Source organism: Rhizobium zaerense (assembly GCF_051810725.1).
GTDB lineage: Bacteria > Pseudomonadota > Alphaproteobacteria > Rhizobiales > Rhizobiaceae > Rhizobium > Rhizobium leguminosarum_I.
Genome location: NZ_CM132690.1, coordinates 1,171,221 through 1,185,659, shown reverse-complemented (window position 1 = coordinate 1,185,659; position 14,439 = coordinate 1,171,221). Strand labels below are relative to the sequence as shown.

Genomic DNA, 14,439 nt, shown 5'->3' with positions numbered 1-14,439 from the left:
AAGGGCAAAGCTAAGCATGGCGCCAGCCGCGGTTCAAGCTTTAGTCTATTAGCCTTTGGCATCAAGACGGCAATAAGGCAACGTGCACGTATCCATCAGAATCAGCGGCTTAGCGGTAAACCGCAAAGGCGGGGTGCCTCTTCCGTCGCAATTTGGCCGCCTGATACAGCCAAGCGTTGACTTGGCGGCCGTTCAGGCGGAAGAAACGACGAGAAGAAAGATTTTGACCGGGGCTGATATGACGAAACCGATCGTTGCCATTCCTGCCGATATCCGCAGCTTCGACGGCGCGACCTGGCATGCCGTACAGCATCAATATCTGCGCGCCGCATTGAACGCATCCGGTGTCATGGCCTTCATGATCCCCGCTTTCGAGGAGGGCTACGATACCGACGCGATTCTCGACCGCGTCGACGGCCTTCTGGTTTCCGGTTCGGCCAGCAACGTGCATCCCTCGCACTACGGTGCCGAGGCGAATGACAAGGACGGCCCATTCGATCCCGCCCGCGACGCCACCAGCCTGCCGCTCATCCGCCGCGCCATCGACCGCGCCATCCCGCTGCTCGCCATCTGCCGCGGCATCCAGGAGCTGAATGTCGCCCTCGGCGGCTCGCTGGCAAGCGAGATCCAGGAACAGCCCGGCAACTGGGACCATCGCCGACCGGAAGGTGTCGACCGGGACGGCATGTACGCCATTCGCCAGACCGTCCATGTCAAGGAAGGCTCCTGCATCGCAGGCATTCTCGGCCCGGGCGAGATCCGCGTGAATTCACTGCATCGCCAGGCAATCGCCAGGACCGCCCCGGGCCTGCAGGTGGAAGCGATCGCCGAGGATGGCACGGTGGAGGCCGTTTCCGTCATCGACGCCAAGGCCTTTGCCGTCGGCGTGCAATGGCATCCGGAATATTGGGCTGAAACCGACAAGTCTTCGAACCAGTTGTTCGCCGCTTTCGGCGACGCCGTCCGCAGCTATGCCGCGGCCAAGCTACCGTTCATGTCAGCACAGGCGATCGCATGACGGCGCGGCGCCCGCGAAGCGCTATGCCTGTTACTCGGTAACTACCGTCCGCCTAGCCAACCCGCTTAAGCCTTCTGCGGTGTCTCTGGCACCGGTGTCAAAGCCGCACCCTTCTCGAACCAGGCGATGAGATTGTCGGCGACGAGATCGGCCATCGCATTGCGTGTCGGCACGGACGCGGAGGCGACGTGCGGCAGCAGTACGGCATTGGCCGGCTCAAACAGGTCGGCCGGCACCGTGGGCTCTTCATAGAAGACGTCCAGACCGGCAGCACCGAGCGCGCCGGAAGCAAGCGCGGCACTCAGCGCCTCCTCGTCCACCGTCCAGCCGCGGCCGACATTGACGAGGATGCCGTCAGGGCCGAGTGCTGCCAGAATATCGGCATCGATCGTCTTGTGCGTCTGCGCCGTCTTCGGAACGATGGCGATCAGCGTATCCACCGCTTCCGCCAGCCCCTTCAACGTCGAGTGATAATCGTAGGATACATCGGCATGGCGTGAACGCGTGTGATAACTGATCTTCACCTTGAACGGCTCCAGCCGCTTGGCGATTTCGAGCCCGATGCGGCCAAGGCCATAAAGCCCGACATGGCGGCCCTTGAGCGAGAAGCGCGACAGCGGATAGGCCGTGCCCGGCTTCCAGTTGCCCGCACGCAGCCAAGCTTCGGCCCGCGGCAATTCGCGAACCGTGTTCAGCAGCAGGCCGATCGCCGTATCGGCGACCTCGTCATTCAGCACATCAGGCGTATTGGTGACGACGATGCCTTTCTCTGCGGCGTGTTTCACATCGATGCCGTCATAACCGACCCCGAAATTGGCGATCACTTCAGCATGCGGCAGTTGCTCCATCCAGGCGCCCGGGAAGGAACCGGAAACGGCGACGCCGCGGATACGGCCGGCGGTCTCGCTGTCCAGCGCAAGCTTCTCCTCGCGTGCGACCGCAATAATCTCAAAACGATCCTTCAACCTTTCGAGAACACGCTCGTGTATCTTCCCAGGAACGAGAATGGCGATGCGGGACATGGCTTTTCCTCTTGGATGGCGGTCTTGATTCAGGCGCGGGGCCGATGGGGACTGGTGGACTGGCGGATGCGCATTTCCGGCTTGATCAGATGCATGCCGTCAGGCTCATGGCTGCCGGCAAGGCGATCGAGCAGCGCCCGGGCTGCCAGGCGCCCGACCTCGGCCTGACCGTTCCAGACAGTCGTCAGCGCCGGCGTAGCGATCGAGGCCTCCTCGAGATCGTCGTAGCCGGTGACGGAAATATCGCCTCCCGGCACGAGGCCGGCGCGCGCAATGCCGTTCATCAGGCCGATCGCCACGAGATCGTTCCAGCACACGGCTGCCGTCGGCTTCTGCGGTAGCGAAAGGAAATGCACTGCAGCCTCGAAACCGCCCTGTTTCGAGCGCGGACCGGGAATACGCAGGTTCGGATCAACTTCGATGCCGGCCTTGCGCAGCGAATTGACATAGCCCTGGTAGCGATCGCGGCCGGTGGATGTCTGGTCCGTGCCGCCGATCATGGCGATCGAGCGATGACCGAGGCCGATCAGGTGGTTGGTGGCGAGCGAAATGCCGTAGCTGTCGTCGCCGCGATAGGTCGGCAGGTCCTGCCCTTCCATCGAGCGGGCGACCAGGATCGCCGGCATGCCGTTCTCTTCCGCCAGCTGCACGTCCTCAGGCGGCGTACCGATCGCCGGCGACATGATGACGCCGTCACCGCCGAGCTGCAGCAGCGTCTCGATAAATGTGCGCTGCTTTTCGACATTGTCGTAATGGTTGGAAAGGATGAAGGTGTGGCGGCTGCGGTCGAGTTCGCTTTCGATCGCCTTCAGGATCTCGCCATAGAAGGGGTTCATGATGTCGTGCACGACGACGCCGATGATGCCGGAGCGCGAGGTACGGAGGCTGGCGGCACGGCGATTGTAGATATAGCCGAGCGCGCGCGCCTGTTCCTTGATCTTCTCCCTGGTATTGCCGGCAACGAGCGGACTGTCGCGTAAGGCAAGCGATACGGTCGCCGTTGAAATGCCGAGCGTTTCGGCGATTGTCGAAAGCTTGATCTTCTGGACCACGTGTCCTCCTCCAGGCAGCACGCAAGCGACAAGACCCCGCCGTCAAACCGGCGCGGCCCTTAAAATGTTTAATTAAAAGATTTAATCGGTGGAAGCAATTCGTCTTTCGGGGAAATTTCAGTCTTCGTCCGGTTCTTCGACAGGAATGGCTTCGGCTTGCAGATTGGCATCGATCGCCTTCAGCAGGCGGACCAGATTGCGGATTTCCTTCTCAGAGAACTCTTGCGTCGCCAGCCTGTCGCAGGCCGAAGCCGCCATCTCGATCCCCTGCACGCTGCCTCGGCCGAGGTCGGTGAGATAGACCTTGGTCAGGCGTGCATCCTCGGCATCGGGCTTGCGCTCGAGAAAGCCCTGCGCCTCCATGCGGCCGATCGTGCGCGTCATCGTCGGCGCCTTGACGCCGAGCTTCTGGGCAAGGCCGCCTGCCGTCATGCCGTCACTTTCGGCAAGCGAGAGGATGACACCATCCTGGCCGGCATAGAGGCCGCTTTCAAGCAGGTTGCGCGAGAGCACCGTCCGCATGGAACGCGCCGCCTGGGTCAGAGCCGGGGAGAGATCGACGAGCGTATACTCGGTCTGGTCCTTCTTCTTGGACTTGTTCTTTTTGCCGTCCTTGTGCTTCTTTCCCATAGCCATCCCTTTGATCTTTAAGCCCCGACGCCGCTGCGATATGACATTGCCCAGGATCTCGTCATAAACAAGAGGCAACGACCGGATGATGACACCTTCGCCGCGCTTCGAGGACAGCAGTCCGGCCTTTGCACCTGACGGGCGTCATCCGATCGCCGTGTTGCCGCTCGGTGCACATGAACAGCACGGCCCCCACCTGCCCTTCGAAACCGACACTCTGATTGCCGAAGGCATCGCCGGGCGATTGAAGATAGCCTTGCCCGCCGGCCTGCCGGTCACCTTCCTGCCCGCCGAATCCATCGGCTATTCCATAGAGCATATGGATGTTGAAGGAACGAAGACGCTTGCGTTCGACGAAGCTGTAATCCGCTGGCTCGGCATCGCCGAAGGTCTGGCGAAGCAGGGCATCCGCAAATTCGTGATGCTGAACGCCCATGGCGGCAATTCGCCGGTCATATCGGTCGTCGCGACCGAGGCGCGGGTCCGCTTTGCCATGCTGGCGGTGGCGACGAGCTGGACCCGTTTCGGCGTGCCGGATGGCGCGGTCACGCCGGAGGAAAAGGCGATCGGAATCCATGGCGGCGAAATCGAGACCTCGGTGATGCTGGCGTTTCATCCCGATAAGGTTGATATGGCGAAGGCGGCGGACTTCTCCTCGCGACAGACGGAATTCGCCGAGCGTTTCAAGCATCTGCGCGCCTACGGGCCGCACGCCTTCGGCTGGAAGATGTCGGACCTTAATGCCGAAGGTGTGGCAGGCAATGCCGCGGCCGCAACGGCAGAGAAAGGTGAGGCGCTGATTGCCCATGCGGTAAAAGGGCTGGTGGAATTGCTGAGCGATGTCGATGCATTCGACGTCACGCAACTCCGGTGAATACGGGTCATCTGCACTGGCCAGACAATGTGATCTTATAACATTATAAAACCCTTTGAACTGCCACGCTCAAGCCATTATATGAGACCAACCGTTCAAGCAGCCGATCCCAAGCCGCTCGGCCGCACGCCTAATCCTAGAGGTTCTCATGACCGACGCGATCTCCACCCTGAAGCCTATTCCCGTTACCGTGCTCACCGGTTATCTCGGCGCCGGCAAGACGACGTTGCTCAACCGCATTCTCTCCGAAAATCACGGCAAGAAATATGCGGTCATCGTCAACGAGTTCGGCGAAATCGGTATCGACAACGACCTGATCGTCGAGTCGGACGAAGAAATCTACGAGATGAACAATGGCTGTGTCTGTTGCACGGTGCGCGGCGACCTGATCCGCGTCGTCGAAGGCCTGATGCGCCGTCCCGGCCGCTTCGACGGCATCATCGTCGAAACGACGGGCCTTGCCGATCCGGTGCCGGTCGCCCAGACCTTCTTCATGGATGACGACGTGCGCGCCAAGACCGAGCTCGATGCCGTCGTCGCCCTCGTCGATGCCAAGCACCTGCCGCTGCGCTTGAAGGACAGCCGCGAGGCCGAAGACCAGATCGCCTTCGCCGACGTCGTCATCATCAACAAGAGCGACCTCGTGACCCCGGAAGAACTTGATGTAATCGAGGATATCGTCCGCGCCATCAACCCGGCCGCCCGCGTCTACAAGACCAGCCGCTCGGGCGTCGACCTCGCCCGCGTGCTCGATCAGGGCGCCTTCAACCTGGAACGCGCGCTCGAAAACGATCCGCATTTCCTTGAGCACGGCCACGATGACCATGTCTGCGGCCCCGATTGCGATCATGACCATCATGACCATGACCATGATCATCACGGTCATCACGACCATCATCACCGTGGCGCCCATAACCATGGCGCAATGTCGGCGATCCACGATGTAACGGTGCAGTCGGTGTCGCTGCGCGGCGGCGAGATGAATCCGGAGCGCTTCTTCCCGTGGATCCAGAAGATCACCCAGACGCAGGGGCCGAATATTCTGCGCCTCAAGGGCATCATCGCCTTCAAGGACGATCCCGAGCGTTACGTCGTTCAGGGCGTGCACATGATCATCGAGGGTGATCACCAGCGGCCCTGGAAGGAAGGCGAGAAGCACGAGAGCCGTCTCGTCTTTATCGGCCGCGAACTCGACCGCGAGAAGCTCGAAGCCTCCTTCAAGGCCTGCGGGGCAGCCGCCTGATGCCGACAGTTGCACCGCTTGATCTCGACGGCCACGTTCTGGCCGTCGAATTTTTAGGTGATGTTCCCTTCTTCGCAAGCGCAAACGGTACATTCCACCGGCTGGATGGCGGCGACAGGGTTTCCGAAGCCCACCAGGGCATGCTCACCGCCATCCGCGACCCCTACAGCGAGAGCCTGATCTCAGGCGGCGAGGATGGCAAGGTACTGCGCATTGCCGCCGACGGCAGCGTCAGCGAGATCGCGACCGCGCCGCGCAAGTGGATTTCGCAGGTCGCAGCCGGGCCTCAGGGTGCCGTTGCCTATTCCTACGGCAAGAGTGCGCTCGTGCGCCTGGCCGATGGCACGACCAAGGAATTCCCCGAGGAGCGCACGGTCGAAGGCCTTGCCTTTGCACCGAAGGGCCTGCGCATCGCAGCGGCGCGCTACAACGGCGTGTCGCTGCATTGGATCGGCATGAACGCCAAGCCGGTCGATCTGGAATGGAAGGGTGCGCATACCGGCGTCACCTTCTCGCCGGATGGTAATTTCCTCGTCACCTCGATGCAGGAAAACGCACTGCACGGCTGGAAGCTAGACATCAAGCCCGGGACCGAGGCCCGCCATATGCGCATGACCGGCTACCCCTCCAAGGTGAAATCACTCTCCTGGTCGGTCAAGGGCAAGTGGCTCGCGTCTTCAGGCGCGCCTGCGGCAATCGTCTGGCCCTTCCAGGGCAAGGACGGGCCGATGGGCAAGGCGCCGCTGGAGCTCGGCACTCGCGCCAATATCATGGCGACCGCGGTGAAATTCCATCCGCTCGAGGACATCCTCGCCATCGGCTTCATCGACGGCATGATTCTGGCCGTGCGCATCGCCGACAGCAAGGAAGCGCTGCTGCGCCGACCTGGTAAGGGCGCGATCACGGCGATGAGCTGGAGCAAAAACGGCAAGCTGCTCGCCTTCGGCTCCGAAGCCGGCGACTGCGGCGTCATCGATATTTCGGCCTGAGCCCCGCTGCCGGCAATGGACGACGCCCTGGCGAAACCTGAAATCGTGACGCTGACGACCGACCACATGCAAGCCGCAGCCGATATCAGACGTGTCGCCCTTTGGCAGCGGCTGCCCAGGCTGCCGAATGTGCATACGCCCGAGGAAGAGGAGCAGTACTGGCGCATGCATCTGCTGCCGAATTGCTCGATCCTCGGCGCAGCCATGGGCAACCGGCTCGTCGGTGTCATCGCCTATGGCGACAACTGGATAGAGCAGCTTTACGTTCTCCCCGATTTCCAGGGCATGGGCATCGGCTCTTCACTCCTCGGCTGCGCCAAGGAGGAGATGAACGAGATCAGGCTCTGGACGTTCCAGCGTAATGCGGGCGCTCGCGCTTTCTACGAACGGCACGGTTTTGCCGCCGAGGAGGAGACCGATGGCGCCGACAACGAAGAACGGGAGCCCGATGTGCTCTATCACTGGCGCCGGCTTCCGAAGCTGACACCGGACCTGCAACCGTCGGACGGCTAGACTGTAATCAGGGCTTGCCAAATGCCTTGCCCAGGCGAAACATGAAACGCACGCAGGACGCGCCTTGCGCGCCGCCCTGGCTGACGGAGGAAACGGGAATGTCGAAATCGACCGGCCTCGGTTTGACCGAGCAACAGCCGCGGCCTTTGGGCGATGCATCGGTCTGGACCGTGATCCGCGCCGAGGCGGCCGAGCTCGCCGCACGCGAGCCGATATTGCAGCGGCGGCTTGCCGCTGAGGTAACGGACACTGCCGGCAATGATGAGATCATCGCCCGCGTGCTGGCCGCGCGGCTCTCCGTTGCGCAGGTGGAGACGGGTGATCTGTTTGATCTCATCCGGTCCACATTGACCACAGACATCATGCGGAAGGTCGAGGCCGATCTCGTTGCCGTGCGCGAACGCGATCCGGCCTGCACCACATTTCTGCACGCGCTTCTCAACCTCAAGGGCTTTCATGCGCTGCAGACGCACCGCATCGCCCATGCGCTCTGGGTCGCCGGCCGTCCGGAGATCGCCAGCTGGCTCGCCAATCTCGTTTCGCTGGTCTTCGGCCCGGATATCCATCCGGCGGCGCGGATCGGCGCGTCCATCATGCTCGACCACGGTTCGGGCATCGTCATCGGCGAAACGGCTGTCATCGAGGATGAAGTTTCGATCCTGCAGAACGTAACGCTCGGCGGCACCGGCAAGGAGACTGGCGACCGCCACCCGAAGATCCGCCACGGCGTTATGATCGGCGCCGGCGCCAAGATCCTCGGCAATATCGAAATCGGCGCCTTCAGCAAAGTCGCCGCCGGCAGCGTCGTGCTGAAATCGGTGCCCGAGCATTGCACGGTCGCCGGCGTGCCAGCCGCCGTCGTACGCATCCATCGCGCCGATGAAATCCCGGCCGAGACGATGGACCAGAACATCTAGAGCGGGATTGTTTTATGTCCGTTCATATCCGGCTTCCTTGAAGTAGTTTTGGCACTCTTTCGGCGAGACGGTTTGAAGGGTGGCTGCCAGCGCGTCGTCGATGGCCTGTCGGGTTCGAGCCTGCGCCTTGCGCAGCTCGTGCTTGATCTTGGCGAAGAGTTTTTCGATCGGATTGAGATCGGGGGAATACTGCGGCAGGAAGAACAATCTGGCGCCGGCCTTGCGGATGGCGGCACGGATAGCGCCGGCCTTGTGCGAGCCGAGATTATCCATGACGACGATGTCGCCGGGTTTGAGCTCCGGTACCAGCACCCTCTCGACATAGATGCGAAAGCGTTCGCCATTGATCGGGCCGTCGATGATCCACGGTGCGCTGACGCGGTCGGCCCTGAGGGCTGCGACAAAAGTCATGGTATTCCAGTGGCCGAAGGGCGCATGGCCCAACAGCCGTTCGCCGCGCGGCGCCCAGCCCCTGAGCGGCGTCATATTCGTCTTCGTCCAGGTTTCGTCGATAAAGACAAGGCGAGATGGATCGATGCGATGGCGATGCTTCAGCCAGCGCGCCCGCCGGGCGGCAACATCGGGCCGCTCGCGCTCGCTGGCGACCAACGTCTTTTTTTATAACTCAGCCCTTCCTCATGCACGAAGGTCCGGACGGCGCTGTAATCCATTTTCAGGCCGCGCTCTCCGAGTTCCGCCACCAACCCGCGCAAGGTGAACGCCTGCATGTGGCAGCGATCGATCAACCAGACCCGATGTTTACCTGAGATCGCCCGTGGCTTGTGCCCGCCCATCTGGCCGGGAGCCGCGCTGCCCGTCTCACGCAAGCGCCGGACCCAGTCGATCGCGGTGCTGATGCCAATGCCGAAGCGCTTTGCCGCCGCTCGACACGACAGGCCCTCGCGCGTTACTGCGCCAACAACGCGTTCCCGAAGATCATCCGAAAAAGGTTTCGCCATCCAGACCGGCCTCCTGCACCGGCCAGAATGGTGAATCTGATTTGCACCAGAAAGGGAATCCCTGTTCCGATTCCGACTAAAACAATCCCGCTCTAGGATCGCTCCGAGATAAAGAGTTCGGCCCTTTTCGCTAAGCGGCCTGCTGATTTTCGCAGAAGGCTTCGGCCCGGTTGCGGCCTTCGCGCTTCGAACGATAGAGCGCCTCGTCTGCCTTCGGCATCAGTCGTTCAAATCTCCGCCGCTTTCCGCACGCGCGGCAACGCCGATGCTCAGCGTTGGAAAGACGGCCAGATCCGGCAGTTGCATGACGGCAGCGGCGAAAGTGAAACGGATGCGCTCGGCAATCGCCACCGCATCTTCGCAGGAAACATTTCTCAGTACCGCCAGGAATTCATCGCCACCTTGGCGGGCAAGCAGGTCGTCGGAGCGCATGATGCCTCTCGAAACGCTGGCGAAAAGCCGCAGCATGTTGTCGCCCGCGGCATCGCTTCGCTACGAATTTAACGATAGCGGGGTTTTTCTGCTGCATAATGCAGCAATTCAAGCGTTGCAGCGTCCTTTGCGCGTCTGCAAAGCCACGCGGCCTGTCTTCAGGCGGCCCGCACGGTGCCGATAATGTCCGCCAACAGACCGTGCAGCAAGTCCCTGTAGCCATTCCGGGCAGACGGGCCGCTCTCTTCCGAAGTCATGACGACGGTGAGATCGAGCGACGGCACGATGTAGAGCATCTGCCCGCCAAAACCCCAGGCGAAATGCACCTGCTCGCCGCCGATCAGTCGCGTGAACCAGCCATAGCCATATTCATCGCCCGCGAAGCGCGAGTTTGTGCGCGGCTGCCACGACTGGGAGATCCAGTCGGCAGGGACGATCTGGCGACCGTCGGCGGTCTTGCCGCCGTTGCGGTAGAGTTCGCCGAAGGCAAGCAGCGACCGGGCGCTCATCGCCATCTGATTGCCGCCGAGATAGATGCCCTGCGGGTCACGCTCCCATGCGCCGATGTGGAAACCCTCGACCGGGCCGAGCCATTCGCGCGCCAGCGCCAGGGTCGACCGGCCGCTGACCTTGGTCAAAATGGCCGAAAGCAGATGCGTGGATGCGGTGGAATAAAGCATCTCGCCACCGGGCTGATCGACGAAAGGCTGCGAGAGCGCAAAACGCACCCAGTTGCGCGAGGAGACCCAGCGGCCGTAGTTCGGCCCCGACATGCGATCGAGCCCAGCCTGCATGGAGAGAAGATTACCGATGGTGATGTCGTTGATGCGCGGGTCGGGCGTTGCAGGGAGATCGGCCTTCAAGATCGGTGCGATCTTCTGATCCGGCCCGTTGAGCAGACCTTTGTCGATGGCGATACCAACCAGCGCCGAAATGATCGACTTCGAAGCGGATTTGATATTGGTCGATTCCGACGGCGAATGACCATGGAACGCGCGTTCGCTGAGCACGCGTCCGTCGCGAGCGACGATCACCGTCTTGAGAGGCCCCATCGCAGGGTCGCTCGCCGCGTGATCGAGACGCGGACCAAGCGCGCCGACGGCGGAAGCCGTGCTCTGAGCAGTCGCCGGCCCCGTTGCGGCAAGCGGCAGGTAGAAGAAAAGCAGAAGGGAAAGAACGCGGATCATGCGGCGCAAGATAGGATATCGCCGCAATATGTTCGCGTGCCGGCGACCCATTTCACGCAATCGTGTTTCCGTGTGTCGGGGAGCTAGCGACCGCGCAGCTTCATCCGCCAGAAAGACAACCGCCGCAACCACACCAGACCCGCCTGCCTGCGTGATTAAACGGCGCGAATATTACCAGCCGGGGGAAGAATTCCCAACCTGGCCGGCCGGTCAGCGCAGCCTTACAGCGCCGCGCGTCTTTTCAAGCCGACCCGGCCCAATCCCGTTCTAGGCTGCGCGGCGAACCGGCGCACTGGCTAGCATACGTCCCGAGGGGACGATCATGCCGGCCGCGCCGTCAAGCCAGCCTTCGGTGAGCTCGAGCGCAAGAAAGCGCGAGCGTTCGAACGGACCCGGCATGACGAGATGGCGGGCCTTTTCGGCAAAGAAGCCGAAACGCTCGTAATAGGCCACATCGCCGACGAGCAGGACGGCGCCATGCCCGCGATTCTTCGCTTCAAGGATTGCCGCGCGCATCAACGCCGCACCGATGCCCTTGCCGCCATGCTGCGAGGCAACAGCGAGCGGCCCGAGCAGCAGTGCATTGATCGGCGTGCCTTCATCATTGACGCCGGCTTCGATGTTCCAGAGCCGCACCGTACCGATAACACGGCCGTCGCGATCGCGCGCGACGAGCGCAAGACCCTCGGCCGGAACGCGGTTGCGGCGGATCTTCTCCGACGACTTCTTGCGGCGACCCGCGCCCATGACGCGGTCGAGCAGATTTTCACGAGCAACGACATCCGAGGGATTTTCGGCGTCGATGGTGAAAGTGGTGGGCGCAAAGAATGCGCGGACAGAATCAAGAACAGCGGCCATCTTGGCCTCCCGTACCCAATACCGTTATCAGCGGCGATGAAGGAAAATTGTGAATTTGCCGCCCCGGCTGGTTACGGGGCCGGCGGAAACGACCTCAGATGACGTAGGCCTTCAGCGGGTCGAAACCGTTGAAAGCGACCGCCGAATAGGTCGTCGTATAGGCGCCGGTGCCTTCGATCAGGACCTCGTCGCCGATCGAAAGGGAGATCGGCAGCGGATAGAGGTTCTTCTCGTAGAGCACGTCGGCCGAATCGCAGGTCGGACCGGCAATGACGCAGGGCTCCATCTCGTCGCCGTCGTGTTCCGTGCGGATCGGATAGCGGATGGCTTCGTCCATCGTCTCGGCGAGACCGCCGAACTTGCCGATGTCGAGGAAAACCCAGCGGGCATCGTCATTGTCCGACTTCTTCGAAATCAGCACGACTTCCGCCTTGATGACACCGGCATTGCCGACCATGCCGCGGCCCGGCTCGATGATCGTCTGCGGAATCTGGTTGCCGAAATGCGTGCGCAGCGCCTGGTAAATCGACTTGCCGTAAGCTTCTGCGGACGGTACGTCACGCAGGTACTTGGTCGGGAAGCCGCCGCCCATGTTGACCATCTGCAGGTGGATGCCCTGCTTGGCGAGCGATACGAAGACGCGCTTGGCATCGGCAAGCGCCAGATCCCAGGCGTCGACCTTGGTCATCTGCGAACCGACATGAAACGAGACGCCATAGGACTGCAGGCCAAGCTGATGGGCGTAGACGAGAACGTCGACAGCCATCTGCGGAACGCAGCCGAACTTGCGCGACAGCGGCCATTCGGCGCCTTCGCCATCCGTGAGCACGCGGCAGAAGACACGGGCGCCGGGAGCGGCGCGCGAAATCTTCTCGACTTCCTCATGGCTGTCGACGGCAAAGAGGCTGACGCCGAGCGCATGCGCGCGGGCAACGTCACGCTCCTTCTTGATCGTGTTGCCATAGGAGATACGGGCGGCGGTCGCACCAGCGTCGAGCGCCATTTCGATTTCGGCAACGGATGCACAATCGAAATTGGAGCCGAGGCCTGCGAGCAGCTTCAGCACTTCCGGGGCCGGGTTGGCCTTGACGGCATAATAGATGGCGCTGTCCGGCATGGCGTGACGGAAGGCGTGGAAATTGTCGCGAACGACGTCGAGGTCAACCACAAGGCAGGGACCATCGGGACGTCGGGTTGCGAGAAAGTCGCGGATGCGCTGGGTGGTCATATCGATTCCCTCTTCCAATTCCAGAGCTCCGGCATGAACCGGAGGACAAAGGGCATACGATAGCTCGCATTGGAACCAGCCGGTGGAGACCCCGGAACCATAGCTAGCGCTCGATGCGCGAATAGTGAACCAACGCCGCGGTGCGGTGTAAGTTCGGCTTTGTCTGCCATGGATTGGAGGGAGAATCCCAACCGCACTTCCGGCAATGATGGTGTGCCTCTTCAGTAACCCCCGCTGATGGAAAGCAGGGAGAGAACAAAAAGGCCCGCACCGTCGTTGCTTCAGGCGTCCTCGCATTTTCCGGTTGGCCGGAATAGCGACTGGAGGGGTTAATTCCAGGTACCTTACCGATTTCCTCACCAATTCGAGGGTTCGGCGGACACCCATGGGCACGTGCGACTTTGGGCTGAGTGGGAAATAAGAATATTCGCCTTCATAATCAAGCGATTTTTTGATCCTTGGGCTAAAAAAATAATTGAACAAAACAAGCCAATTTGTTCAACATTCCGAAACAGCCCGAAGGGTGCCATGGATACCTTGACCCGCATACGCGCCTTCATCGATGTCGTCGAGGCCGAAGGCTTCTCCGCCGCCGCACGGCGCACCGGCCGCTCCAAGGCGCTGCTCTCCAAATATGTGCGTGAACTGGAGGATGAACTCGGCGCGCTGCTGCTCAACCGTACAACCCGGCAGTTCTCCATGACCGAAGCCGGCCACACCTATTATCGCACCGCTTCCGATATCCTCAAGGAGATCGACAACCTCGCCGATCTCGTGCGTGAGAACAATGCACAGCTAAAGGGACGGCTGCGCATCTCGGTGCCGCGCACCTTCGTCGATGCCGAGGTCGGCCAGTCGCTGATTGATTTCGCCAAGGAGAACCCGGATCTTACGCTGGAGATTGCCGCCGACGACCGGTTCGTCGATCTGATCGAGGAAAGCTTCGACGTGGCGATCCGCATCACTAAACTCGAGGATTCCGGCATGATCGCCCGCAAGATCTCGGATTTCCGCATCCATATCTGCGCTACCCCCGATTTTCTCGAGCGTTATCCCGATCTCGATCACCCGACGGCCCTTTCCAACGTCCCTTTCATCGTCGATACCAATGCGCGCACCCAGGCGAGCATCCGCTTCCACAACCCCGACAACACCTCGTTCGCCGTCGCCGTTTCCGGACCGATAGAGGTGAACAGCCCGCATGCGACGTTACGCGCGGCACTTGCCGGCATCGGCGTAGCCTTCATCCCGGATTTCATCGCCCGCAAGCCGATCGAGAGCGGCGAACTGGTCACGCTGTTCAACGATTACATCCCCACCGACCGCGGCATTTATGCCGTCTACCCGCACCGGCGCTACCTGCCGGCCAAGGTGAGGATCTTCGTCGATTACCTGCACAACTGGTTCAAGAAGCACCCATGATGCGACAACAGGTTCCATGTTGATCCACCTGGCTGAGACGATCGGACGGCGACGATCGGGGATCCACCAGTGAAGCCGGTCCCAATTCCGTCCCA

The 14,439-nt window shown here is 61.5% G+C and carries 14 protein-coding genes and 1 pseudogene; 7 read left to right on the top strand and 8 right to left on the bottom strand.

Features of this window, described 5'->3' with window-relative positions; genetic code table 11:
- Positions 1-238 precede the first annotated feature (238 nt).
- Positions 239-1,018 carry a gamma-glutamyl-gamma-aminobutyrate hydrolase family protein gene (locus ACS4RR_RS05705; RefSeq protein ID WP_017967916.1) on the top strand — a complete coding sequence of 260 codons (780 nt, stop codon included), beginning with the start codon at positions 239-241 and terminating at the stop codon, positions 1,016-1,018.
- Positions 1,019-1,083: 65 nt separating this feature from the next.
- Here the strand turns inward: ACS4RR_RS05705 and ACS4RR_RS05700 are convergent, their stop codons facing one another.
- From ACS4RR_RS05700 to ACS4RR_RS05690, 3 genes are all read right to left on the bottom strand, one after another.
- On the bottom strand, positions 1,084-2,040 hold the full coding sequence (locus tag ACS4RR_RS05700) for a 2-hydroxyacid dehydrogenase (protein WP_017967917.1): 957 nt from the start codon (positions 2,038-2,040) through the stop codon (positions 1,084-1,086).
- A 29-nt stretch (positions 2,041-2,069) separates the two neighbouring features.
- Complete coding sequence (locus ACS4RR_RS05695; RefSeq protein ID WP_017967918.1) at positions 2,070-3,092, bottom strand: LacI family DNA-binding transcriptional regulator; 1,023 nt, start codon at positions 3,090-3,092, stop codon at positions 2,070-2,072.
- Between the two features lie 117 nt (positions 3,093-3,209).
- Positions 3,210-3,722 (bottom strand): MarR family winged helix-turn-helix transcriptional regulator, encoded by a 513-nt coding sequence (locus ACS4RR_RS05690; RefSeq protein ID WP_017967919.1) that lies wholly within the window; start codon positions 3,720-3,722, stop codon positions 3,210-3,212.
- Between the two features lie 85 nt (positions 3,723-3,807).
- Between ACS4RR_RS05690 and ACS4RR_RS05685 the strand changes: the two genes are divergently transcribed.
- From ACS4RR_RS05685 to cysE, 5 genes are all read left to right on the top strand, one after another.
- Complete coding sequence (locus ACS4RR_RS05685) at positions 3,808-4,596, top strand: creatininase family protein (protein ID WP_017967920.1); 789 nt, start codon at positions 3,808-3,810, stop codon at positions 4,594-4,596.
- A gap of 148 nt (positions 4,597-4,744) precedes the next feature.
- Positions 4,745-5,839, top strand: coding sequence for a CobW family GTP-binding protein (locus ACS4RR_RS05680; protein WP_260109447.1), 1,095 nt, complete (start codon positions 4,745-4,747; stop codon positions 5,837-5,839).
- Positions 5,839-6,828 carry a WD40 repeat domain-containing protein gene (locus ACS4RR_RS05675; protein ID WP_018072749.1) on the top strand — a complete coding sequence of 330 codons (990 nt, stop codon included), beginning with the start codon at positions 5,839-5,841 and terminating at the stop codon, positions 6,826-6,828. The genes ACS4RR_RS05680 and ACS4RR_RS05675 overlap by 1 nt, the downstream gene beginning before the upstream one ends.
- Before the next feature lie 15 nt (positions 6,829-6,843).
- Positions 6,844-7,341, top strand: a complete 498-nt coding sequence (locus ACS4RR_RS05670) for a GNAT family N-acetyltransferase (protein ID WP_260109448.1) — start codon at positions 6,844-6,846, stop codon at positions 7,339-7,341.
- A gap of 98 nt (positions 7,342-7,439) precedes the next feature.
- Positions 7,440-8,258, top strand: a complete 819-nt coding sequence (cysE, locus tag ACS4RR_RS05665) for a serine O-acetyltransferase (protein ID WP_260109449.1) — start codon at positions 7,440-7,442, stop codon at positions 8,256-8,258.
- Between the two features lie 12 nt (positions 8,259-8,270).
- On the opposite strand, the gene ACS4RR_RS05660 is transcribed toward cysE, so the two are convergent.
- The 5 genes and pseudogenes from ACS4RR_RS05660 to odc2 form a co-directional block, all read right to left on the bottom strand.
- A protein-coding gene (locus tag ACS4RR_RS05660; RefSeq protein ID WP_456189809.1) for an IS630 family transposase occupies positions 8,271-9,217 on the bottom strand; the annotation gives its coding sequence in 2 pieces (ribosomal slippage) (positions 8,271-8,876 and positions 8,879-9,217; 945 coding nt in all).
- Positions 9,218-9,347: 130 nt separating this feature from the next.
- A pseudogene (locus ACS4RR_RS05655) lies at positions 9,348-9,700 on the bottom strand (GGDEF domain-containing protein); the annotation flags it as partial.
- Positions 9,701-9,807: 107 nt separating this feature from the next.
- Entirely contained in the window at positions 9,808-10,836 is a 1,029-nt protein-coding gene (locus ACS4RR_RS05650) for a serine hydrolase domain-containing protein (RefSeq protein WP_026154545.1), read from the bottom strand.
- A 267-nt stretch (positions 10,837-11,103) separates the two neighbouring features.
- Complete coding sequence (locus tag ACS4RR_RS05645) at positions 11,104-11,694, bottom strand: GNAT family N-acetyltransferase (RefSeq protein ID WP_017967926.1); 591 nt, start codon at positions 11,692-11,694, stop codon at positions 11,104-11,106.
- A gap of 94 nt (positions 11,695-11,788) precedes the next feature.
- The gene (odc2, locus tag ACS4RR_RS05640) at positions 11,789-12,922 is read right to left on the bottom strand and encodes an ornithine/lysine decarboxylase (protein WP_456189808.1); all 1,134 of its coding nucleotides are present in this window, start codon (positions 12,920-12,922) and stop codon (positions 11,789-11,791) included.
- A 528-nt stretch (positions 12,923-13,450) separates the two neighbouring features.
- Here odc2 and ACS4RR_RS05635 point away from each other — a divergent pair.
- Positions 13,451-14,344, top strand: a complete 894-nt coding sequence (locus ACS4RR_RS05635; RefSeq protein WP_017967928.1) for a LysR family transcriptional regulator — start codon at positions 13,451-13,453, stop codon at positions 14,342-14,344.
- Positions 14,345-14,439 lie beyond the last annotated feature (95 nt).